Annotated in this window: 17 protein-coding genes; 9 read left to right on the top strand and 8 right to left on the bottom strand. The window is 61.7% G+C overall.

All coding sequences use genetic code 11. The annotated features are described in order from the left end of the window. Nucleotides 1-4: 4 nt before the first annotated feature. From ACQKEK_RS04175 to ACQKEK_RS04160, 4 genes are all read left to right on the top strand, one after another. Nucleotides 5-460, top strand: a complete 456-nt coding sequence (locus tag ACQKEK_RS04175) for a carboxymuconolactone decarboxylase family protein (protein ID WP_499141160.1) — start codon at nt 5-7, stop codon at nt 458-460. A gap of 243 nt (nt 461-703) precedes the next feature. Next, nucleotides 704-2,248 carry an ABC transporter ATP-binding protein gene (locus ACQKEK_RS04170; protein WP_499141159.1) on the top strand — a complete coding sequence of 515 codons (1,545 nt, stop codon included), beginning with the start codon at nt 704-706 and terminating at the stop codon, nt 2,246-2,248. Between the two features lie 10 nt (nt 2,249-2,258). Beyond that, nucleotides 2,259-3,365, top strand: a complete 1,107-nt coding sequence (locus ACQKEK_RS04165) for an ABC transporter permease (protein WP_499141158.1) — start codon at nt 2,259-2,261, stop codon at nt 3,363-3,365. 55 nt (nt 3,366-3,420) lie between these two features. Next, nucleotides 3,421-4,347: an ABC transporter permease gene (locus ACQKEK_RS04160; protein ID WP_045428370.1), complete on the top strand. Its 927-nt coding sequence runs from the start codon at nt 3,421-3,423 to the stop codon at nt 4,345-4,347. An 84-nt stretch (nt 4,348-4,431) separates the two neighbouring features. On the opposite strand, the gene ACQKEK_RS04155 is transcribed toward ACQKEK_RS04160, so the two are convergent. Next, nucleotides 4,432-7,146, bottom strand: coding sequence for a cation-transporting P-type ATPase (locus tag ACQKEK_RS04155; RefSeq protein WP_499141157.1), 2,715 nt, complete (start codon nt 7,144-7,146; stop codon nt 4,432-4,434). A 201-nt stretch (nt 7,147-7,347) separates the two neighbouring features. On the opposite strand from ACQKEK_RS04155, the gene ACQKEK_RS04150 reads away from it, so the two are divergent. The 3 genes from ACQKEK_RS04150 (at nt 7,348) to ACQKEK_RS04140 (ending at nt 10,514) form a co-directional block, all read left to right on the top strand. Further along, nucleotides 7,348-8,028 (top strand): SDR family oxidoreductase, encoded by a 681-nt coding sequence (locus ACQKEK_RS04150; protein WP_499141155.1) that lies wholly within the window; start codon nt 7,348-7,350, stop codon nt 8,026-8,028. 266 nt (nt 8,029-8,294) lie between these two features. Further along, nucleotides 8,295-9,386, top strand: a complete 1,092-nt coding sequence (locus ACQKEK_RS04145; RefSeq protein ID WP_127838959.1) for a BMP family ABC transporter substrate-binding protein — start codon at nt 8,295-8,297, stop codon at nt 9,384-9,386. A gap of 153 nt (nt 9,387-9,539) precedes the next feature. Next, nucleotides 9,540-10,514: a 2-oxoglutarate and iron-dependent oxygenase domain-containing protein gene (locus ACQKEK_RS04140; RefSeq protein ID WP_499141153.1), complete on the top strand. Its 975-nt coding sequence runs from the start codon at nt 9,540-9,542 to the stop codon at nt 10,512-10,514. 118 nt (nt 10,515-10,632) lie between these two features. Here the strand turns inward: ACQKEK_RS04140 and betA are convergent, their stop codons facing one another. The 3 genes from betA to betT form a co-directional block, all read right to left on the bottom strand. Then, nucleotides 10,633-12,309 carry a choline dehydrogenase gene (gene betA, locus ACQKEK_RS04135; protein ID WP_499141152.1) on the bottom strand — a complete coding sequence of 559 codons (1,677 nt, stop codon included), beginning with the start codon at nt 12,307-12,309 and terminating at the stop codon, nt 10,633-10,635. 55 nt (nt 12,310-12,364) lie between these two features. Continuing rightward, nucleotides 12,365-13,837 carry a betaine-aldehyde dehydrogenase gene (betB, locus tag ACQKEK_RS04130; protein ID WP_499141151.1) on the bottom strand — a complete coding sequence of 491 codons (1,473 nt, stop codon included), beginning with the start codon at nt 13,835-13,837 and terminating at the stop codon, nt 12,365-12,367. Between the two features lie 96 nt (nt 13,838-13,933). Beyond that, complete coding sequence (gene betT, locus ACQKEK_RS04125) at nt 13,934-16,000, bottom strand: choline BCCT transporter BetT (protein ID WP_499141150.1); 2,067 nt, start codon at nt 15,998-16,000, stop codon at nt 13,934-13,936. A 415-nt stretch (nt 16,001-16,415) separates the two neighbouring features. Here betT and tsaA point away from each other — a divergent pair, with 415 nt between their 5' ends. Further along, complete coding sequence (gene tsaA / locus ACQKEK_RS04120; protein ID WP_499141149.1) at nt 16,416-17,114, top strand: tRNA (N6-threonylcarbamoyladenosine(37)-N6)-methyltransferase TrmO; 699 nt, start codon at nt 16,416-16,418, stop codon at nt 17,112-17,114. A 95-nt stretch (nt 17,115-17,209) separates the two neighbouring features. Continuing rightward, complete coding sequence (locus tag ACQKEK_RS04115) at nt 17,210-17,809, top strand: DJ-1/PfpI family protein (RefSeq protein WP_499141148.1); 600 nt, start codon at nt 17,210-17,212, stop codon at nt 17,807-17,809. A gap of 42 nt (nt 17,810-17,851) precedes the next feature. Here ACQKEK_RS04115 and ACQKEK_RS04110 read toward each other — a convergent pair whose 3' ends face one another. The 4 genes from ACQKEK_RS04110 to ACQKEK_RS04095 are packed head-to-tail and all read right to left on the bottom strand — an operon-like array spanning nt 17,852 to nt 21,625. Further along, nucleotides 17,852-20,389, bottom strand: a complete 2,538-nt coding sequence (locus ACQKEK_RS04110; protein WP_499141147.1) for a penicillin acylase family protein — start codon at nt 20,387-20,389, stop codon at nt 17,852-17,854. Between the two features lie 60 nt (nt 20,390-20,449). Next, nucleotides 20,450-20,914 carry a DUF2489 domain-containing protein gene (locus tag ACQKEK_RS04105; RefSeq protein WP_499141146.1) on the bottom strand — a complete coding sequence of 155 codons (465 nt, stop codon included), beginning with the start codon at nt 20,912-20,914 and terminating at the stop codon, nt 20,450-20,452. A 7-nt stretch (nt 20,915-20,921) separates the two neighbouring features. Continuing rightward, a complete protein-coding gene (locus ACQKEK_RS04100; protein WP_045428401.1) occupies nt 20,922-21,119 on the bottom strand; it encodes an SEC-C metal-binding domain-containing protein in 198 nt (65 codons plus the stop codon). 8 nt (nt 21,120-21,127) lie between these two features. Further along, a complete protein-coding gene (locus ACQKEK_RS04095) occupies nt 21,128-21,625 on the bottom strand; it encodes an LEA/WHy family protein (RefSeq protein WP_045428403.1) in 498 nt (165 codons plus the stop codon). Nucleotides 21,626-21,691 lie beyond the last annotated feature (66 nt).

The following is a 21,691-nucleotide window of genomic DNA, read 5'->3' as shown; positions in this document are numbered from 1 at the left end:
CGTGATGACCCTACTCACCGGTAACACGTTGAGCGCAGCCTGCCTGGGGCTGCTCGGCTCGCTGACATTCGCCTCGCTGGAAGCGGTCGGCAACGAGCGCCACGCGCGCGGCGTCGAGGTCATGGATCACTTGTCTGGCGGTGCTGGTCAACCGGTACTCGAGGCGCTGCGCGAGGACTATCCGTTTCTCGCCGACGGTATCACCCGATATGCGCTGGGCGATGTCTGGGGGCGCAGCGGCCTGGATGATCGAACCCGCCAGCTGGCCGTGGTCGCCGCCTTCGCCGCGCAGGGCAATCTGCCCTACATGAAGGTCCACGCCGGTTACGCGCTGCGTCTTGGCGTTACCCGCGAAGAGCTGAAGGAGGTGGTGTATCTGACCACTGTCACCGCAGGCTTTCCTCGAGCCATCGATGCGGCGCAGGCGTTACGCGAGGTGCCCGACCCAGTCGCGCCATAGCACGCAAACGCCGCGCCTGCCGGCGCGGCATGCTTCACGATCCGTGCATCCGATTGCGACGCCCCGCAACGGTGCACATGCCAGACCCATCCGACAAGCAAGCACCAAAGCGAAGCACCCACAGCGCTCGGTTGAACAACTTCCCGCGGCGCATCTGCGCTACCCCGTTCTTCTCGGCATTTCCTGACTGCCTGGCCAGCTTTTTGCTACTGGCATGCCATGAGAATTTCAGCGGACGCCGACATGCCCGAACCACAGACCGCACGCCTGCAACTGACCGGTATCACCAAAGCGTACCCAGGTTGCCTGGCCAACGACCGCATTGACCTTTCGATCCAGGCCGGCGAGATCCACGCCCTGCTCGGCGAAAACGGCGCAGGCAAAAGCACGCTGATGAAGATCATCTACGGCGTTACGCAACCCGACGCCGGCAGGATCTGCTGGGAAGGCCAGCCGGTGATCATGCGCGACCCGGCGCAGGCGCGCGACCGGGGTATCGGCATGGTATTCCAGCACTTTTCGCTGTTCGAAACCCTGAGCGTGGCCGAGAACATTGCCCTGGCACTGGGCACCGGCGCGGGGACGCCAAGACAGCTGGAGCCGAAAATCCGCGAGGTGTCGCAGCGCTACGGCATGCCGCTGGAGCCGCAGCGGCTGGTGCACAGCCTGTCGATCGGCGAACGCCAACGGGTCGAGATCGTCCGCTGCCTGATGCAGGACATCAAGCTGTTGATTCTCGATGAGCCGACGTCGGTCCTCACGCCGCAAGAGGCCGACGATCTGTTCGTCGTGCTGCGCCGGCTTGCTGCCGAAGGCTGCAGCATCCTGTTCATCAGCCACAAGCTCAACGAGGTGCGCGCGCTCTGTGAGAACGCGACGGTGCTGCGTGGCGGCCGTGTCTCCGGCGATTGCGTACCGGCGCAGTGCACCGATCTGGACTTGGCGCGGCTGATGGTAGGCGATGCCGAGGGGCTTGAAGCGGAGTACCCGAAAGCCCGCGGTGGCACGCCGTTCCTGCGTGTCGAGTCGCTGTCCTGGCACAACGCCGATCCGTTCGGGGTCTCGCTGCAGGACTTGATGTTGGAAGTCTGTGCCGGGGAGATCGTGGGCATCGCTGGTGTCGCTGGCAATGGTCAGGATGAGCTGCTGGCCCTGCTGAGCGGCGAGCAGCGGCTGAGCCGACAGCAGGGTCAGCACATCCGCTTTCTCGACGCTCCGGTGGCGCATCTGCGGCCCGATGCGCGACGCCGTCATGGCATGACCTTCGTTCCGGCCGAGCGGCTCGGCCATGGTGCGGTGCCTGAACTGAGCCTGGCCGACAACGCATTGCTCACCGGTTTCCAGCAGGACGGAATGGTGCGAGGTGGCCTGATCCGGCACAGCCGCGTCGAGGCGTTCGCGCGACGCATCATCGAGACATTCGCAGTGAAGACCCCAAGCAGCCACACCCCGGCTCGCAGCCTGTCCGGCGGCAATCTGCAGAAATTCATTCTCGGCCGCGAAATCCTCCAGCAACCGAAGCTGCTGATCGCCGCGCATCCGACCTGGGGCGTCGATGTCGGAGCCGCGGCCGCGATCCACCGCGCACTGATCGAGCTGCGCGACGCCGGCGCCGCCATCCTGGTGATATCCGAAGACCTCGAAGAGCTGTTCCAGATCAGCGACCGAATCGCCGCCCTGAGCCACGGCCGCCTGTCTTCGCTGCAAGCGACCGCGCAGACCACCACCACGGATGTCGGCCGCTGGATGGCGGGACAATTCGATCACACCACGCCCACTGCCGCCTGAGAGCCCCATCATGTTGTTATCCCTCGAACCCCGCGGCTATGAATCACGCCCGATGCTCTGGTTCTCGCCAGTACTTGCTGCGCTGCTGACCCTTATAAGCGGCGCGCTGCTATTCGCCGCACTGGGCCATCCACCACTGGAAACGCTACGGGTGCTGCTGATCGATCCGATCAGCGACCTCTATGGCGTATCCGAGCTGCTGGTCAAAGCGCTGCCGATCCTGCTTTGCGCCTTGGGCCTGGCCGTCGTCTATAGCGCCCGAATCTGGAACATCGGCGCGGAGGGCCAGCTGCTCATCGGCGCGCTGGCGGGCAGCGCCGTGGCGGTAAACGTAATCGGGTGGGATTCGCGCTGGGCGCTGGTACTCAGCCTGCTCATCGGTACGCTCGGCGGCGCCGCCTGGGCGGGTCTCTGTGCCTGGCTGCGCACGCAGTTCAACGCCAACGAAATCCTTACCAGCATCATGCTCAACTACATTGCGCTGAATCTGCTGCTGTTCGCCGTGCACGGGCCGCTCAAGGACCCGGAAGGCTTCAACTTTCCCGAATCGGCCATGTTCGGCGACGCCACGCGGCTGCCGCAGCTGTTCGAAGACCTGCGCGTGCACGGCGGCTTCTACTTCGCGCTGCTGGCGCTGGTCGTGGTGTGGGTGTTGTTGCAGAAGAGCTTTCTAGGTTTTCAGATCAAGGTGCTGGGACTCGACAAGCGTGCGGCGGGCTTTGTCGGCTTTCGCGAGAAGCGGCTGATCTGGATCGCGCTGCTGATCAGCGGAGGCCTGGCGGGCCTCGCCGGCGTTGCGGAGGTCGTCGGTCCCATCGGCCAGTTGGTGCCCCAGGTGTCGCCCGGCTATGGCTATGCAGCGATCACAGTAGCCTTTCTCGGCCGCCTCAACCCCATCGGGATCGTCTTTGCCAGCCTGCTGATGGCGCTGCTTTATCTCGGCGGCGAGAACGCCCAGATGGCCGCCAACCTGCCCCAATCGATCACTCAACTGTTTCAGGGCATGGTGCTGTTCTTCCTGCTGGCCTGCGATGTGTTGATTCTCTATCGGCCGCGCCTGAAGAGCTGGAGCCGAAAGCCGCACACTTCGGCGCTCGAGCCGGAGCCCGCCGCATGACCTTAATGCCCCACTTCTCCTTTGCTTTGCCGCTTACAGCTCGAGGGCTGATTTGATGGATATCGACCTACTCACCAACATCTTCTACGCCATGATCCGGACCGGCACGCCTTTGCTGCTGGTCGCGCTCGGCGAGCTGGTCTGTGAAAAGTCCGGCGTCCTCAATCTCGGCCAGGAAGGCATGATGCTGTTCGGCGCTGTGGCCGGGTTCATCGCCGCCTTTGCCACTGGCAACCTCTGGCTGGGCGTGGTGTTTGCCTGCCTGGGCGGCATGCTGCTGTCGCAGCTGTTCGCGTTGGTGGCGCTGGGCTTCAATGCCAACCAGGTGGCTACCGGCCTGGCGCTGACCATCTTTGGAGTCGGCCTGTCCTCATTCATCGGTGCCGGCTGGGTCGGCAAGCCGCTGGCCGGTTTCGAACCGATCGCCATTCCTTTTCTGAGCGACATTCCGTTGATCGGTCGCATGTTGTTTGCCCAGGACCTGCTGGTCTACCTGTCCTTTGCGCTCTTCGCCCTGGTCGCCTGGGTGCTGCTGAAAAGCCGGGTCGGCCTGATCATTCAAGCAGTCGGTGAGAACCCCAACGCGGCTAGCGCCATGGGCCTGCCGGTCCTGCGGGTTCGGGCGTTGGCGGTACTGTTCGGAGGCGCCATGGCCGGGTTGGCAGGTGGTTATCTGTCGCTCGCCTATACCCCGATGTGGGCCGAGAATATGACTGCCGGGCGCGGCTGGATCGCCCTGGCGCTAGTGGTATTCGCCAGCTGGCGTGTAGGGCGTGTGCTACTTGGCGCCTATCTGTTCGGCCTTGCCAGCATCCTGCATCTGGTGGCTCAAGGGATCGGCTTGTCGATCCCCGGCAACCTGCTGGCGATGCTGCCGTATGTGGCAACCATCGTCGTGCTGGTGCTGCTCTCACGCGACGCGATTCGCACCCGCCTGTATGCACCGGTGTCGCTGGGGCAACCTTGGAAAGCCGGTCATTGATCGGCCAGGAAAGCGGGCCTTCCAGGCCTCGCTTTCCATCTGCGGCCATTCGTTTCCATGCGCTCCGTGCGCAATACGCCGTCCCTACAGGCCGAGGCCCAAACGCCGTAACAACGCCTTTTCGATCTCCAGAATGACCAGTACCGCCACCCCTGCAAGCACCACGAACATGCCAGTGATCAGCGACAACGCCTCGGAGGCGAACAGCGACTGCATGAACGGCGCATAGGTAAACATCAGTTGTAGGAGGAAAACGCCGAATACTGCCATCAGCACCCGCGGCGTGCCCTTCACGCCTTCCGCAGTGAACGAGGGCGCCTTCAGGTAGCGCACGCTGAACAGGTAGAACACTTCCATGCAGACCAGCGTGTTGACCGCCACGGTACGCGCTGCCTCAACCGTTGCGCCTTGAGCGCGCATCCACTCGAACATGCCGAAAATGCCCGCCAGGAACAGCGCGGAGACGAAGAAGATCCGCCAGATAACGAATCGCGACAGCATCGGCTCGTCCGGCCGGCGCGGCGGGCGCTGCATGACATCCGCCTCGGTGGGTTCGAACGCCAAAACCATCGCCAGCGCCACCGAGCTGACCATGTTCACCCACAGCACCTGCACCGGCGTGATCGGCAAGGCGATGCCGAGCAGTACGGCCAGCAGCAACGACAACGACTCGCCGCCATTGATGGGCAGAAGGAAGGTCACCGTCTTGCGCAGGTTGTCATAAACGGTGCGGCCTTCTTCCACGGCATGCGCGATCGAGGCGAAGTTATCGTCCGCCAGCACGATCGCACCGGCCTGCTTGGCCGCCTCGGTCCCCTTCATGCCCATGGCGACGCCCACATCCGCCTGCTTCAGCGCCGGCGCGTCGTTGACGCCATCGCCGGTCATCGCGACTACTTCGCCATTGGCCTGCAACGCCCGCACCAGGCGCAGCTTGTGCTCCGGGCTGGCACGGGCGAACACGCGGGCTTCGGCAACAGCCTGACGCATCGCCGTTTCGTCCATCCGTTCCAGCTCAGGTCCGGTGATGGCCTTGATGTCATCCCCCATCCCGAGCTGTCTGGCAATAGCACTCGCGGTGACGCCGTGGTCACCGGTAATCATCACCACCCGAATTCCGGCAGCGCGACACTCCGCAACTGCGCGTATCGCCTCCTCGCGCGGCGGGTCGATGATGGCGACCAGTCCGAGCAGGGTGAGTCCGTTGGCGACATCGGCGTGCTCGAGCATGTCCTTGTCGGCGGGCAATTGGCGCCGAGCGAGCGCCAGAACGCGGCGACCGGCTTGCGCCTGCGCCTCGACCTGCTCATGCCACTGAGCCTGTTCAAGCGACAGCTCCTCGCCATCGGCCATAAGCTGATGTGAGCACATGCCCAGAATTCGCTCCGGCGCACCCTTGACCAGCACCTCGCTGCCGCTATCGGTAGCGTGCAACGTCGCCATGAAGCGGTGCTCGGACTCGAAGGGGATCACATCCAGCCGAGGGTGATCGACATGGAGATTGGTCGGTGACAACCCCGCTTTCATTGCAAGGGTCAGCAGTGCGCCCTCGGTGGGATCGCCGGCCAGCGTCCACACCTGATCCTTCTCGTGCAGGCTGGCGTCGTTGCACAACGCCGCCGCGTGCATCAGTGCATTGACCGCTGGCGATCGGGCCAGCAACGCAGCCGGCTCGATGGGCACAGCATCGACCAGCAGCGCGCCATGCGGTGCATAGCCGGCACCTTCGACCTCCAGCGATTGGCCGGCGCAGATCACCTCCTGCACGGTCATCTCGTTGCGCGTCAGGGTGCCGGTCTTGTCAGAGCAGATCACCGTGACCGAGCCGAGTGTCTCCACCGCAGGCAAACGCCGGATCACCGCGTTGCGTGTCGCCATGCGCTGCACGCCGATGGCGAGGGTGATGGTCATGATGGCCGGCAGCCCCTCCGGGATGGCAGCTACCGCAAGCCCCACCGCCGCAATGAACATTTCGCCAGCGCCCATGCCGCGTACCAGTGTCCCAAACAGGAACAGCACTGCGCTGGTGGCCAAAATCACCATCGTCAGAATGCGGCCGAACTCATCCATCTTGCGCAGCAGCGGCGTGGTGCCATGTTCGACCGACTCAAGCATGCGGCCGATGCGACCGATCTCGGTGGCCGCCCCCGTGGCGACGACCACTGCGCGCGCCTGCCCCTGGGTCACCAGCGTGCCGGCGTACCCGATGCAGAGACGATCGCCGATAGACGCATCATCGGCCACGGCGTCGACCTGCTTGTCCACCGGGACGGATTCACCGGTGAGCGCTGCCTCGTCGATGCGCAGGTTGCGCGCCTGCAGCAGTCGCACGTCCGCCGGCAGGCTATCGCCCGAGGCCAGCAGCACAACATCGCCGGGTACCAGTTCAGCGGCGTCGATGTCCTGCTGACGGCCATCGCGCAGCACAACCGCATGTGGCGCAAGGAGGTGGCGGATCGCCTGAAGCGCCTTTTCCGCCTTGCCTTCCTGCCCGAACCCGATGGCTACGTTGAGCACTACCACCACCAGGATCACGAAGGTATCGACCCAGTGCCCCATCAATCCGGTCACGACCGCGGCGGCAATCAGCACGTACAGCAGCACGTTGTTGAGATGACGCATCAGCCGTTGCAGCACGCTTGCAGGTTTGGCTTCGTCGAGACGGTTCGCTCCGTATCGAGAGAGCCGTTCCTCTACGCTTTTGCGGCTGAGCCCGGCAGCCGAAGATTCAAGCTCACGCAACGTCTCGTCAGCCTGGCAGGCATGCCAGCGGCGCGATTGGATTTGCTGTTCGGGCATTGGATCCCCCTGGTGTTGATTTGCGGTGCCGAATCCGGCAACGCAGTGGTCTCATGAGAGCCGAATAAAGATCAACATAGCTATCGCGGGGACACGCGTTGCAACACAGAGGCAGCGGTCGAATGTCGCAGCCGCCCCGCTCGCGCTGGTGTCGTTGCGCCGCGCTATGCTTGAACCCCCCTTCCACCCCAAGGATCTCTCATGCAAAAAACCGTACTCGTGATTGGCGCTTCCCGCGGTCTGGGCCTAGGCCTCGCCAAGCAATTTTCCAGCGAAGGCTGGCAGGTCATTGCCACGGTTCGCAACTCGCAACAGGCTGACGTGCTCAACCAGATTCCACAGGTGCGTGTGGAAACCCTCGACATGACCGATGCAGCAAGCGTTGACGCACTGGCCAAGCGTCTCGAGGGCACGCAGCTGGATGTGTTGTTCGTTAATGCCGGCGTCGCCGGACCGCAGAACAAGCCCGCCACCCAAGTGAGCGAGGCGGAAGTCGGCCAACTGTTTTTCACCAATGCCGTCGCGCCGTTGCGCCTGGCGGAACAGCTGCGACCGGCGGTCAACCCCGAGCGAGGCGTGATCGTTTTCATGAGCTCCGTTCTTGGCAGCGTCGAGACCGGTCCCGGCATGGGCATGTCGCTTTACGGCGCGAGCAAGGCCGCGCTCAACCATATGACCCGCACTTTCGTATCCGAGCTGGGCGAGACCGGGTTGACCGTCTTGTCCATGCACCCCGGTTGGGTGAAGACCGACATGGGCGGTGACCAGGCGCCCCTGGACGTCGAAACCAGTACGCGCGGAATGGTCGAGCAGGTCACCCGCGCCGTCGGCCACGGCGGACATCTCTATCTCGACTACCAGGGCGAACCGCTGCCTTGGTAATGCAACAAGGTGCCCGGCTGCTCTACTTCCATCAGAGCCGAGGCTGACGCATGAGGGCTGCCAGCCCCTGCCGAGCAAGCAGTGCACTGCCCTGGGGCAGCCCGAACGAATGACGCACCACTAGCGCTCCAGTGCACAGCTTTTTTGGGCACTTCCTGAAATCCGAGAGCCGGCAACACGGCGATCTGTCCATCTGGTCAGCTTTTTGCAATCGGACTGGCAGCCGCTACGGCCCTCGCGTCATGACACACAGGAGCGTCATTCACATGCAGAAGAAACCACGGAGCGCCTTGCTGCGCAGCCTTGCCGTTGCCATCGGCTTCACCAGCGCCCTTTCCACTGGCGCAGCCTTCGCCGCTGATCCGCTGAAGGTCGGCTTTGTCTACGTAGGCCCGATCGGCGACCACGGCTGGACTTACCAGCATGAGATGGGCCGCCAGTATCTGGAAAAAGAGCTCGGCGAGCAGGTCGAGACCACCTTCGTTGAAAACGTTGCCGAGGGCGCCGACGCCGAGCGGGTGATCCGCAACATGGCCAAGGGCGGCTATGACCTGATCTTCACCACATCCTTCGGCTACATGAACCCAACGCTGAAGGTTGCCAAGCAATTTCCCAAGGTGACCTTCGAACACGCCACCGGCTACAAGCAGGACAAAAACCTCGGCACTTACCTCTCCCGCTCCTATGAAGGTCGCTACGTAGGCGGCTTCCTCGCGGCGAAGATGACCAAGAGCAAGAAGATCGGCTACATCGCCTCCTTCCCGATTCCTGAAGTGATCCGCGACATCAACGCCATCCAGTTAGCGCTCGATAAGTACAACCCCGGCACCGAAATCAAGGTGGTGTGGGTGAACTCCTGGTTCGATCCAGGCAAGGAGGCGGATGCTGCCAACGCACTGATCGACCAGGGCGTCGATGTGGTCTTCCAGCACACCGACAGCCCGGCGCCGATTCAGGCTGCCGAGCGCCGAGGCGTCTATTCGGTCGGCTATGCATCGGACATGTCCCACTTCGGCCCAAAGGCCGTGCTGACGTCCATCGTCAACGACTGGGGCCCGCACTACAGCAAATCGGCAAAGGCAGTCGTCGACGGCAGCTGGAAGCCGCAGGACTTCTGGGGTGGTCTGGCAGAGGAAACCATCAGCCTGCCGATCAGCGATCTGGTACCCGCTGAGGTGAAAACCGAGGCAGAAGACATCATTGCAAGCATCCGCAGCGGGGCGTTTCATCCATTCACCGGCCCGATCAAGGATCAGACCGGCACCGTGCGTATCGCCGAGGGTGCCACCGCCAGCAACGGCGAGTTGGCCTCGATGAACTACTACGTCAACGGCATCACTGCCGATCTGCCGAAGTAACACCAGCGGCCGCTGCGCAAGCCGCGCCAGCACAGGCGCGGCACCTGGAATTTGCCGTGCCGTCCCTCCTTCCGGAGAACCGCTGGCAAGGGGTGAACCCCTATATGGCTGACGGTACGAGAAGACCGCAGCGAGCATTCCTCGGAGCTATCCATGCACACACCACTCCCCATTATTGACATCGCGCCGCTCTACGCCTCGGATGTTAAGGGCTGGCACGAAGTGGCCCGTCAGATCGACACGGCTTGCCGTGACTGGGGTTTTTTCTATATCCGCAACCATCCGATCAGCGCGGAGCGTATCGCCCAGCTGAAAGGTGCTGCCGAACAGTTCTTCGGACTGCCCGTCGAGCAGAAACTACAGATCGATATCACCAAGAGCACCCATCACCGCGGTTACGGAGCGATTGCGACCGAACAACTCGACCCCGCCAAGCCAAGCGACCTCAAGGAAACCTTCGATATGGGTTTCCATATGCCACCCGAATCCCCGGAGGCGCTGGCCGGCAAGCCGTTGCGGGGGCCGAATCGCCATCCCGAGATCGAAGGATGGCAGGCGCTGTTCGAACAGCACTACCAAGACATGCATGCGCTGGCCTGCACCCTTCTTCGCGCCGTGGCCAACGCACTAGGCGTCGAGTCAGGCTTTTTCGATGAGCGCTTCATCGAGCCGATCAGCGTGTTCCGCATGATCCACTATCCGCCACGCCAGACCGCAACGGCGCCAGAGCAACAAGGTGCCGGCGCTCATACCGATTACGGCTGTATCACGCTGCTCTACCAGGATCAGGCTGGCGGCTTGCAGGTGCAGAACGTGCGCGGAGAATGGATCGATGCGCCGCCAATCGAGGGCACCTTCGTCGTCAACATCGGCGACATGATGGCCCGCTGGAGTAACGACCGGTACAAGTCAACGCCGCATCGAGTGATCAGCCCACTGGGCGTCGATCGCTACTCGATGCCCTTCTTTGCCGAACCGAATCCGGACACGATCATTAGCTGCCTGCCCGGCTGCCAGAGCCAGGACAATCCGCGCAAGTATCCGGACACAACCTGTAGCGCCTATATGCTTTCGCGTTTCGCCGAGACCTACGCCTATCGCCGGGAAGCTTCAGCTGCAGTGAATTGACCGCCCTGCACCAAGGGAGTTGAGCCGCGAGCATCCTTGGCAGAACGCCGTTCAAGGGTCAGCAAAGAACTGGCGGGCACATCATGTACCCGCCAGCTCGTATCGACTCAGGCGATAGTCAGCCCCGCACAGGCGCCTTGCGCACCGGTGCATCCTTGGCGACGTAGTAAGCCGCCGTGCTGCGCGGCAATGGCTGCCGGCCACGAATGCGGTCAGCGATTTTCTCGGCGATCATGATGGTGGTGGCATTGAGGTTGCCGGTAATGATCTGCGGCATGATCGACGCATCCACTACACGCAAGCCTTCCACGCCGTGCACTCGGCCCTGCCCATCGACGACGGCCATATCGTCCGTGCCCATCTTGCAGGAACAGGACGGGTGATAAGCCGTCTCCGCATGCTCACGGACGAAAGTATCCAGATCCGCATCGCTCTGAGCATCAATGCCAGGGCTCAGCTCCTTGCCACGGAAGGGATCGAGCGCCGGCTGATTGATGATCTCGCGGGTCAGGCGAATGCCATCACGAAACTCCTGCCAGTCCTGCTCGTGGGCCATGTAATTGAAGAGGATGCTGGGATCGACGTTCGGGTCAGTCGAACGAATCTGGACCCGGCCGCGACTGGGCGAGCGCATCGAACCGACGTGCGCCTGGAAACTGTGCCCGTCATGTGCATTGCTGCCGTTGTAGCTGACCGCAACGGGCAGAAAGTGGAACTGGATGTTCGGCCACTCGAACTCATCACGACTGCGAATAAAACCGCCCGCCTCGAACTGATTGCTGGCGCCAATGCCCGTGCCACCGAACAGCCACTGAGCGCCGATTGCCGGCTGATTCCACCATTTCAAAGCGGGATACAGCGAAACCGGTTGCTTGCATTCGTACTGCAGGTACATCTCGAGATGGTCCTGCAGGTTTTGGCCGACGCCAGGCAAGTCGTGAACCACCTCGATACCAAGCCCCTTGAGTAATGCTGCCGGACCGACGCCGGAGCGCTGCAGCACCTGAGGCGAGGCAATGGCACCGCCGCAGAGCAGCACCTCGCGGCGCGCTCGTGCAGTGGTCGCCTGCTCACGGCCGCGCAGGTATTTCACGCCGACAGCGCGCTTGCTTTCGAACAGCACGCGGTCCGTCACGGCGTGAGTGACGATGGTCAGGTTCGGGCGATCCTTGGCCTGGTCAAGGTAGCCACGTGCCGTGCTGGCACGACGGCCATTGGGCGTGACGGTGCGATCCATCGGGCCGAAGCCTTCCTGCTGGTAGCCGTTCAGATCCTCGGTCTTGGGGTAGCCGGCTTGTACGCCCGCCTCCACCATGGCATGGAACAGGATATTGTTGCCGGGCTTGGGCGTGGTCACGCTGACCGGCCCATCGCCACCGTGATAGTCGTTGGGGCCGATGTCGCGGGTTTCGGCCTTGCGGAAATATGGCAGGCAATCCAAGTAGGACCAGTCCTCGAGACCGGGCATGGTCGCCCAGTTGTCGTAGTCCATCGCATTACCTCGGATGTAGCACATGCCGTTGATCAGCGACGAGCCGCCCAAACCCTTGCCGCGGCCACAGTCCATGCGGCGGTTGTTCATGTGGGGTTCTGGGTCGGTCTTGTAAGCCCAGTTATAGCGCGTGCCTTGCAGCGGGTAGGCCAGTGCTGCAGGCATCTGAGTGCGGAAATCGAGGCGATAGTCAGGACCGCCGGCTTCCAGCAGCAGGACACTGACATCCGCGTCCTCGGTCAGGCGTGCAGCCAGCGTATTACCCGCAGAGCCGGCACCGATGATGATGTAGTCGTATTCCATGAATCCTCCTGTCGCGTTGGCGAGCGCTGTCCTGCGCTCGTCTCAGCCTGCTCGCTTAGAAAACCGACGCGAACTCGCCCAGTTCTACCTGTACGGACTTCAGCCGCGTGTAATGCGCCAGCGACGAGATACCATTTTCGCGGCCAATCCCGGACTGCTTGTAGCCGCCGACGGGCATCTGCGCGGCGGATTCACCCCAGGTGTTGATCCAGCAAATTCCGGCTTCCATCTGATGAATGATGCGGTGGGCGCGCGCCAGATCCCGGGTGACAACACCAGCAGCCAGACCGTAATCGCTGTCGTTGGCACGGCGCACTGCCTCGTCTTCATCGTCGTAGGCCAGCAGACTGAGCACCGGGCCGAAGATCTCTTCACGGGCGATGATCATGTCGTCAGTACAGTCGCTGAAGATGGTCGGCTCGATGTAGGCGCCACGGCCGAACTCGCCAGTGGTGGCGCGCTCACCGCCGCAGAGCAGACGTGCGCCCTGCGCCTTGCCCTTGGCGATATAACCGAGCACGTTCTGCATGTGGGCAAAGCTGACCATGGGGCCGAAGGTGGTCTGCTCATCTTGCGGATCGCCCATGCGGATGCGTTTGACCCGCTCGAGCAGCTTCGCTTCGAACTCGCTCAACAGGGCCCGCGGCACGAAAACGCGGGTGCCGTTAGTGCAGACCTGACCGGAGCTGAAGAAGTTGGCCATGACAGCGATATCGGCGGCGCGGTCCAGGTCGGCATCGTCACAGACGATCAACGGCGACTTGCCACCCAGTTCCATGGTCACGTCCTTGAGCGATGAGCTGGCAGCACTGGCCATGACTTTTTTGCCCGTTGTCACACCGCCAGTAAAGGACACCTTGGCGATGCGCGGATGCTCGGTCAGCAACGCACCGATCTCCGCCCCGGTGCCGGTCAGCACGTTGAACACACCCGCCGGCAAGCCGGCTTCGGTAAAGATCTCTGCCAGCTTGAGCGCACTCAGTGAGGTCACTTCGCTCGGTTTGAAGATCATGGCATTGCCGGCAGCCAGAGCGGGTGCGGCTTTCCACAATGCGATCTGGATCGGATAGTTCCAGGCGCCGATCCCGGCCACCACACCCAACGGCTCACGGCGGGTATAGACGAAGCTCGTGTCGCGCAGTGGAATCTGCTCGCCTTCGATGGCCGGCGCCAGGCCTGCGTAGTACTCGAGCACGTCAGCACCGGTGACAATATCGACGCTACGGGTCTCCATCAGCGGTTTGCCGGTATCGAGGGTTTCCAGCAATGCCAGCTCGTCGTTACGCTCACGCAGGATGTCGACCGCTTTGCGCAGCACACGCGAGCGCTCCATGCCGGTCAGTGCTGCCCAGATCTTCTGACCTTTCTCAGCGCTGACCACCGCACGCTCAAGATCGGTACGCGAGGCCTGCGCCACTTCAGCGAGAACCTCGCCGTTGGCCGGGTTGACGCTCTCGAAGACGTCTCCACCGCTGGCGTCGACGTAAGCGCCATCGATATAGAGTTGTTGCCGTGGATAACGGGCCATGATTTACCTCTTCGAATGTCCAGGTGGCAACGACCGGATAGGCCACTGCCACGTTTCAGGTACCACGACGGACCTGTAGGTCCGTCGTGGTCGCAGTCAGGTGGCGCTTGCGGTACCGGGTTCGGACGAGCCGTCCGCCAGGCTGCCTTTCTCGCGCTGCAAGTGCAGGAACTGCATGTGGTGCTCGTAGTGATCGAGGATGTCTTCGATCAGCTGGCGCTTCGAGTAGCCCATCAGGTCGTAACCAAGGCTCCCCTGTCGCAGGTGCACTTCAAGCCGGTAATAGTGCGCACTGCTGCTCGATGTGCGCACCGCGAAAGACGGCATCGAGCTGCGAACAGGCCAGATCTGGTAGGTGAAGTCCATTTCGCTGCCAAGATTCACGTTGAGGATCAGGTGCTCGTTGCCCGCCTCGCCTTCGATGATTTCCACCGGCACGCCTTTCTCGCCGAGCGCTTTCTGGATCTCCTCCATCGCTGGCCGGCATGTCTCTTTCAGGTAGCGGCGGATCTGCGACAGGCTCGGGAAACTCATCGCCCGCGAGAGCCGCTGACTCCAGTTCATGTGGGCATGTTCAAGCGTCGCACGGCCGGACAGCTGTCCTGAGAGGCTCTTTTGATAACTGTCCGCCATCACGCCTTCGACGTGCAGCGCCTTGAACAGGCCCACCATCATGAACAGAAGCACAATGGAGAACGGCAGCCCCATGATGACCACGGTGCCCTGCAGCGCACTCAGCCCGCCGGCAATCAGCAGTGCCAGGGTCAGCACGCCGATAATCGCGGCCCAGAGTATGCGCATCCAGACCGGCGCATCGCTATTGGCGTCCTTGAGAATCGAGGTGAAATTGGACAGCACCAGCGAGCCCGAATCACCGGACGTCACGAAGAACACAATGGCAAGGATGGTCGCCACGGCAGTCGTCAGGCCGGCCCAGGGCAGGCTCTGCAGGAACAGGTAGATCGAAGAACCCGGATTACTCACCGCCTGCGCGCCGAACTCAACGGCACCGTTCATGACCATGTCGATAGCGCTGTTACCCATGATCGACATCCACGCCATCATGAAAGCCAGCGGCAACAGCAACGTCCCAATCACGAACTCACGGATAGTGCGCCCCCGCGAGATACGCGCCAGGAACAGCCCGACGAAGGGCCCCCATGCAATCCACCAGGCCCAGAAAAATACCGTCCAGGCATTCAGCCAATCGGTGGGCTGGTCATAAGCGTAGGTATCGAACGACAGGCTGATGAAATTGGAGAAGTAGTCGCCAATGTTCATCACCAACGCGTTGAGCAGAAAGGTGGTCTTGCCGGCGAACAACACGAATAGCAGCAGCAACACTGCGAGGAGCATGTTGAACTCGGAGAGCCGACGGATGCCCCGCTCCACCCCGGTCGCCGCCGATATCGCGGAGAACACCACGATCAACACGACCAACACCGACTGGGTCAGCGTGCTTTCAGGCACGCCGAAAATGTAGTTGAGGCCGAAATTGAGCTGAATGATGCCAATGCCGAGGCTTGTAGCGATTCCGAACACGGTGCCTAGCACCGCGGCCGTGTCCACGGTATGCCCGATGGGGCCGTAGATGGCCTTGCCGAAAATCGGGTACAGCGACGAGCGGATCGAAAGGGGAAGCCCTTGGCGAAAGCTGAAGTAAGCCAGCGACATGCCCACCAGGGTGTAGACACCCCAGCCAGACAGCCCCCAGTGCAGGAACGTCAGCTCCATGGCATGCCGCGCCGCCTGCGCGGTGCCGCCTACGCCTATCGGCGGTTCCAGATACTGGGTGATCGGTTCAGCGATACAGAAAAACAGCAAGTCGATGCCGATACCGGCGGAGAACAGCATCGCCGCCCAGGTAACGACATTGAATTCCGGTTTCGAATGATCAGGGCCTAGCCTGATTTTGCCGTAGCGCGTGGTTGCAATGACAATCACGAACAGTAGGTATACCAGTACGGCTAGAAAGTAGAACCAGCCAAAGGTGTTTGAAATCCAGCCTAGGACGGTATTGATGACCGTCAGGGAGGGCTCCGTGAAAAACATCGTCCAGATCGCAAACAGTACGATGGCAACCGCCGAACTGTAGAAAACGACCGGATTGATGCGATCTCGGGTTGGGTCAGTGTGACTGGGTGAGAGCTCAGCCTCGTTCATCAGTTCTATCTCCTGAACTTGTTCTGGCTTTTAGGACATCGCGACGCGACGAAATGCGGCTGCCACGTTTTGCGACTGCCAAAGCGGCTGCACTGCTGCTGCCTGTATGCGGGGCTGCGTCAGGGGCGACGCGCCAAAAACTGCCGTAAAGCTCTGGCGAGCGCGGCACTGGAAAAGAGTGAAGCGTACAGCCGTAAAACAAACGTAGCCTATGTTCGAAAAAAGGGCGGCTATCCTACACGAATTATCGAAACCCTGCATGGGGCACGCAGATAGCGTGCTGGCGCAAAGGGGCTCATGCGTACGCACCGCTCGGGCTCTGAAGCTATTGCAAATTGCCCGCCAGCCTTGAGCGTAGGCGCGATCCACCACCCCAACGGGTAAGATGACGCCCCTCCGCGCCGGGCTAATCACCATGTCCTACTCAGTTTCCCCCATCGGCTTCGTCCGCTCCTGCTTCAAGGAAAAGTTCGCCATTCCACGCCAGCCGCAACTGGCACCCGCCGCTCGAGGCGTACTGGAACTGGTCGCACCGTTCGATCAGGTTCATGCGCTGGAGGGACTGGAACAGGTGAGCCATGTCTGGCTGCTGTTTCTTTTTCATCAAGCCTTGGAGGCCGAACCCCGTCTGCGAGTACGGCCGCCACGTCTAGGTGGCAACCGAATGGTTGGCGTATTCGCGACACGGGCGACGCACCGGCCCAACGGCATCGGACAGTCGGTTGTGAAACTGGACCAGATCGAGCCTGGCCGTCTCTATGTGTCGGGAATCGATCTGCTCGATGGGACACCGGTGCTGGACATCAAGCCTTATGTCCCCTATGCCGACGTGGTCACAGATGCCCATAACGGCTTGGCCGAGGATGCACCCAACCTCATTGCAGTGCGCTGGACCGAGGCCAGCCTGCAACAGGCGCACTGCGAAGCGGCACGGCTGGGCGAGCCGCTGCAAGCCTTGATCGAACAGTGCCTGGCACAAGACCCGCGACCGGCCTATCAGACGCCAGCACCGGAACGCCGCTACGGCACCCGGCTCTGGGATGTCGAGGTCCGATGGCACTACCCAGAGCCATCAACCATCACGGTATTGGAAGTGACACGAGCAGCCAGCTAGGCTGACCTAGACCTTCGCAAGACCATTCAGCAATATCCTGCATACCGGCTCGAGTAATCGCCTCTTAAGCTCAGCGCATACGACAGGTGCCCGTCATGCCCACATTCGTCGGTATCTACGTTTACCCCGACGTCGAGGTGCTCGATTTTACGGGGCCTTACGAGGTGTTCACCACCGCGACGCGGCTGGCGCTGCGCGACGGTCAGGCACCGCCCTTCTCAACGTCGACCATCGCTGCGCGCAAGGGGCTCGTGCGCGCCAGGGCGGGTCTGGTCGTCCAACCCAACTACAACTTTGCCAACCACCCCACCATCGACTTGCTGATCGTTCCGGGCGGAGTGGTCACCAACGAACTGGAGAACCCCGAGGTGGTGCGGTGGATCGAGAAAACAGCCGCGCAGGCCGGACTCACCGCCTCGGTGTGCACCGGCGCATTCCTGCTGGCGAAAGCCAACGTGCTGTACGCGCATAAGGTGACCACGCACTGGGAAGATATCAGCGAACTGAAAGCGATGTTCCCGCTGCTCAAAGTGGTCGAAGGCTGCCGCTGGGTTGATACCGGCCGCTACGTAACCTCGGCAGGTATTTCGGCCGGTATCGACATGAGCCTGCACTTGGTCGAGCGTATCGCAGGCCGCGAACTGGCCGAAGCCACCGCGCGACAGATGGATTTCGACTGGCGCAAGAACAGCTGACCCAAAACAGCACCAATACTGCTTCGCCCACCGATCAGTAAGCTATTTAGGCGCTGGCGTGAGCAGCAATCGCTGGGTGCCGTAGACCTTGTCGAGGTTCTCCGATTTGAATGGGAAGCTCATGTAGCCGCCTTTCAACCAGGCCTCGATGCCATCTGCGTAGTGGGGGCTGGCCGGGTTGCCGGACTGACCGGTGCTGTTTAGCCCGATCATCGGCTCATCACGACCGAAGTCGACAACGATCCGCATCGCCGGGATCAGCCAGGTATCGAAATTGTCACCCCAGCGGTAGGCCGACACGTTCAGCGTGCTGTGATCGCCACCAGCCGCTACCGGCCCCCGATCCAGATAGCCGCTGATCGCATTGATGCCGGCGCGCTGGCTGGGCGACATGTAAGGCGCCAGTTGCGTAGTGCCGCTCTTCCAGGTGTAGGTATGCAGCTGCCCCCACTGCCAGGCACTTCGGTCAGCACCCAGGGCAGTTTCCATACGACTGACCGAAGCGGCAAGTGAGCGCGCCAGAATGGCCGGCTTGTCTTCCTGTTGGGGCGTACCGATATCGTCCCAGAACGGGCTGTCGTCCCGGCCGAGCAGATGATCGGCCTGTGCCGAATAGGAGGCGTTTGCGGCCTCGACCAGGGCCTTCCAAGCGGCGCTACCCTCCGGCCCCAGCTCGTCGAGAAAGGTCTGGCGTGCAGCCTCCATCAGGAAGGTTTCATACAGCGCTGCGTCCGCAGAGCCAGCAGCGAGCTTCCCATCGAAGCGCAGCAGGGTTGAAAGCGCTTCACGTGCCCGGCGCCGCTCAGGCTCGGCAAGCGTATCGATGGCGGCTTTCAGCGGCTCCGCCATTCCCGGCGCCTGCAGCATGGTCTGCAGCTTGGCCGCAAAGGTTGTCGTCTGGTCATACTGCATTGCGATCACACTGCGGGTGTCCTGCTTACCCCGACCAAGCAGCTCGGCAATACGCTCGGCACGCTCCGGGTAGTACCAGGAATTGGACAGCTGCATGCCATAGCCCTTAGGCACGGTGCGATGATTGGCGGTCCCCAGCCAGCCTTGCACCGGATCCTGATCATAGGGGTGAAGCATGGGATCGGCGTAACCGTCCCAGTCATAACGCCCTTCCCAACCCGGCGACGGAAGCAGGCCCAACCCCTCGCGCCGGTTCGGATAGCGTCCGGTGACCTGCCAGCCAGTACTTTGCTGGTCGGCAAACACGATGTTCAGCGCCACGGCACGGATGTCGCGGGTCGCCTCGAACGCCTGGTCGACGGATTGCGCACGGGTCAGGTCAAAAAACGCATCCAGCGTTTGATCAGCCTCGAACTGGTTGGTCTTCAGAGCCAACCCGTAACCACTGCTCAACTGCAGCGGCTGCAACGGATGTTTGCGCTCGCCTAGAACGCTATTGAGCAGCGGCCCGTTGCGTGTCTCGTAAATCGTTTCTCGGACAGGTCGCCCGCCCTTGATAAAGAAGGTCTCATTTCGTTCGCGAGCCGGCACCCACTTGCCATCGGCCAGATACAGCAAGCGGCTACCCTCGCGCCGCACCTGCTCGAGAAAGAGGTCCTGGGTATCGCCCATGACCATGGTCATGCCCCAGCCCAGCTTGCCGTTGAAGCCTGCGACCACAGCAGGCACGCCAGCAATCGTCACGCCTGCAGCCTGAAACTTCGGCGAGCGAATCTGCACGAAGTTCCAGTACGACGGCATGGACAGCGGCAAGTGCGTGTCATTGGCCAGGATCGGCTTGCCACTGCGCGTATTGCTGCCGGAAATGGCCCAATTGTTCGAAGCGGCGACCCCCAGCATGTTGAGCGAGGCAACTTGGGCGGCTGCGCTCTCAAGCGCTGCAAGCCCAGCAATATCGCCGCTCAGCTTCAAGCCTTTGAGCTTGTCGGCCTCCTCAAACGGCAACGCTTCGTCTGGGTAGGTGGGCAGCAGCCAGGCGACCTTGTCCGCACCGACTTTCTGCGCCATGACCAGTGATGCGATTTCTTCCTGAAGATTGACCGCCAGGCCGAAGTTCAACAGACAGAACACCAGTGCCGAATCTTCAGCCTTCCAGTACTCAGGCGTATAGCCTGTGACGGCAAGATCCATCGGCAACTTGTCGCGATGACGGAACAGGTAGGCGTTAACGCCTCTGGCATACACCTCGAAGAAGCGCTTCATCCGCGGCGAGCTTTCCCGATACAGCACCGCAGCGCTTTGCCGAAGGTTTACCGCACGCATGAAGCGGTCGACCTCAAGCACTCCAGGCCCGGCCATTTCAGCCAAGCGCCCTTCGGCCATGAGCCGCATGCTGACCATCTGGCTCAGGCGGTCAGTGGCATGTACGTAACCCAATCCGAACAGTGCATCATGAAAGTTCGCCGTTTCAATCAGCGGCATACCCAGCGTGTTGCGACGGATGCTTACGCTTTTGTCCAGCCCCGTAATCGCCTGGACGCCCTGGGCTGGCGGCAGGCTGTCGCTGTAGCGACTATCCAGATAGGCCTGGCAGCCGCTAAGGGCTCCACCCACAAATACGGCGCCCAACGTCAGGCGAACCAGAAAAAACGGCAGGCGCAGTGGCATCATCGGCTCCTTGCGGGCAGGGCAGTACGGATATGAAAAGGATGTGGTCTGCCGTCGCGCTCAGGCGGCTTGGTGATTCTTTGGCAGTGCTTCATCAAGCAGCCAGCGGGCGGAGCGGCGCGCCTCGGCCTTGTGCTGCAGTTCGAGCGCACTGAAGCGAGCCTCATGATGGCGACGCTCAGAACGATCCAGCGCTTTCCAGGCGTCATGAGTGGGGACTTGCGAGGTCTCCTCGAAGAGCACTTGAAAAACCTGACAGCGCGGGTCCTGACCCAGCGCGGAATCGAAGTTATCCAGCAGCACCTTGATCCGGATAGCACCTTCGATCAGAGGGACCTGTTCTTCGAGCAGGCTGCTCGCGAGCACGCGTAGGTCTGCGGCAAGCGCTGCGTGCTGCTGCGCCTGCATATCCGCTAGCTGTTGCTCTCTGCGCCATACCCTGCGCCATAGATGCAGGGCGTATCCCGCCAGGGCCGCGATCAGCAGCAGGGCAGCTATGAGCAACACTATGGCGAAGGGTGTCATGCGCGGATCAGGCTCCGTGGCACTTCTTAAACTTTTTCTGGCTGCCGCATGGGCAGGGATCGTTCCGACCGACATCCTTCAGCGGATTACGCACCGGATCGTGGCTGTGGTTGCAATGCGGGCCGTGTACATGTCCGTGGTCCTGGTGAGCATGGTCGTGATCATGATTGCAATCGGGACCGTGCACGTGTGTTTCGTGGTTCATCGGTACTGCTACTCCGGGATAAAGTTGCCGGGGATTATCTCGCCATTGGTTGAGATGTGCACGCGCCGTCCGAGCATTAGACCGGTTTTCAACTCACCATCCAGACGATAGGCAATCGGGCGATCCGGCTTTTCCAGCAGACGCACAATGTACTTCATGTGCCGCCAGAGATTGGTATGTATCGGCACCTCGTAATACTCGAAGCCGTTTCCGGGAACGGTTGTCCAGCCGCTGGACTCTCCGCTCGCCAGCTCGATGTCGTTGAGGTGGACGGTATACACCAAACCGCGAACCGGCAGGCTCTGCTCGTTGGGATTGTCGATGCGAAAGCGCAGCATGAACTCCTGTTCGAGCAGCCTGGCTTTGATGATTTCGACGTTTTTAAGTTGGACGCGGGGATCCCGGAAATCACTGCTGAACCAGGTGGAACAGCCTGCAAGGCCGGCCAGCAGACTCAACAACATCACCGTTCTGGATATTCTTCTTATGGGTGCGTGGCAAAGCATTCCGGTACTCCAAAGGACGGCCAAGTGTAGCAAGCAGCGGATCGCCCGCAATGGGTTGTTTGGCGA

It is taken from the genome of Pseudomonas sp. NPDC077408, from assembly GCF_050269105.1.
In the GTDB taxonomy this organism is placed as follows: domain Bacteria; phylum Pseudomonadota; class Gammaproteobacteria; order Pseudomonadales; family Pseudomonadaceae; genus Stutzerimonas.
Note: the sequence above shows the minus strand (reverse complement) of the source record. Positions and strands in the feature narration are given on the sequence as shown.

Bases quoted from the DNA above. Each gene is read 5' to 3' on its own strand.
- ACQKEK_RS04175 (WP_499141160.1), top strand. From the start codon at position 5: ATGACCCTACTCACCGGTAACACGTTGAGCGCAGCCTGCCTGGGGCTG.
- ACQKEK_RS04170 (WP_499141159.1), top strand. From the start codon at position 704: ATGCCCGAACCACAGACCGCACGCCTGCAACTGACCGGTATCACCAAA.
- ACQKEK_RS04165 (WP_499141158.1), top strand. From the start codon at position 2,259: ATGTTGTTATCCCTCGAACCCCGCGGCTATGAATCACGCCCGATGCTC.
- ACQKEK_RS04160 (WP_045428370.1), top strand. From the start codon at position 3,421: ATGGATATCGACCTACTCACCAACATCTTCTACGCCATGATCCGGACC.
- ACQKEK_RS04155 (WP_499141157.1), bottom strand. From the start codon at position 7,146: ATGCCCGAACAGCAAATCCAATCGCGCCGCTGGCATGCCTGCCAGGCT.
- ACQKEK_RS04150 (WP_499141155.1), top strand. From the start codon at position 7,348: ATGCAAAAAACCGTACTCGTGATTGGCGCTTCCCGCGGTCTGGGCCTA.
- ACQKEK_RS04145 (WP_127838959.1), top strand. From the start codon at position 8,295: ATGCAGAAGAAACCACGGAGCGCCTTGCTGCGCAGCCTTGCCGTTGCC.
- ACQKEK_RS04140 (WP_499141153.1), top strand. From the start codon at position 9,540: ATGCACACACCACTCCCCATTATTGACATCGCGCCGCTCTACGCCTCG.
- betA (WP_499141152.1), bottom strand. From the start codon at position 12,309: ATGGAATACGACTACATCATCATCGGTGCCGGCTCTGCGGGTAATACG.
- betB (WP_499141151.1), bottom strand. From the start codon at position 13,837: ATGGCCCGTTATCCACGGCAACAACTCTATATCGATGGCGCTTACGTC.
- betT (WP_499141150.1), bottom strand. From the start codon at position 16,000: ATGAACGAGGCTGAGCTCTCACCCAGTCACACTGACCCAACCCGAGAT.
- tsaA (WP_499141149.1), top strand. From the start codon at position 16,416: ATGTCCTACTCAGTTTCCCCCATCGGCTTCGTCCGCTCCTGCTTCAAG.
- ACQKEK_RS04115 (WP_499141148.1), top strand. From the start codon at position 17,210: ATGCCCACATTCGTCGGTATCTACGTTTACCCCGACGTCGAGGTGCTC.
- ACQKEK_RS04110 (WP_499141147.1), bottom strand. From the start codon at position 20,389: ATGCCACTGCGCCTGCCGTTTTTTCTGGTTCGCCTGACGTTGGGCGCC.
- ACQKEK_RS04105 (WP_499141146.1), bottom strand. From the start codon at position 20,914: ATGACACCCTTCGCCATAGTGTTGCTCATAGCTGCCCTGCTGCTGATC.
- ACQKEK_RS04100 (WP_045428401.1), bottom strand. From the start codon at position 21,119: ATGAACCACGAAACACACGTGCACGGTCCCGATTGCAATCATGATCAC.
- ACQKEK_RS04095 (WP_045428403.1), bottom strand. From the start codon at position 21,625: ATGCTTTGCCACGCACCCATAAGAAGAATATCCAGAACGGTGATGTTG.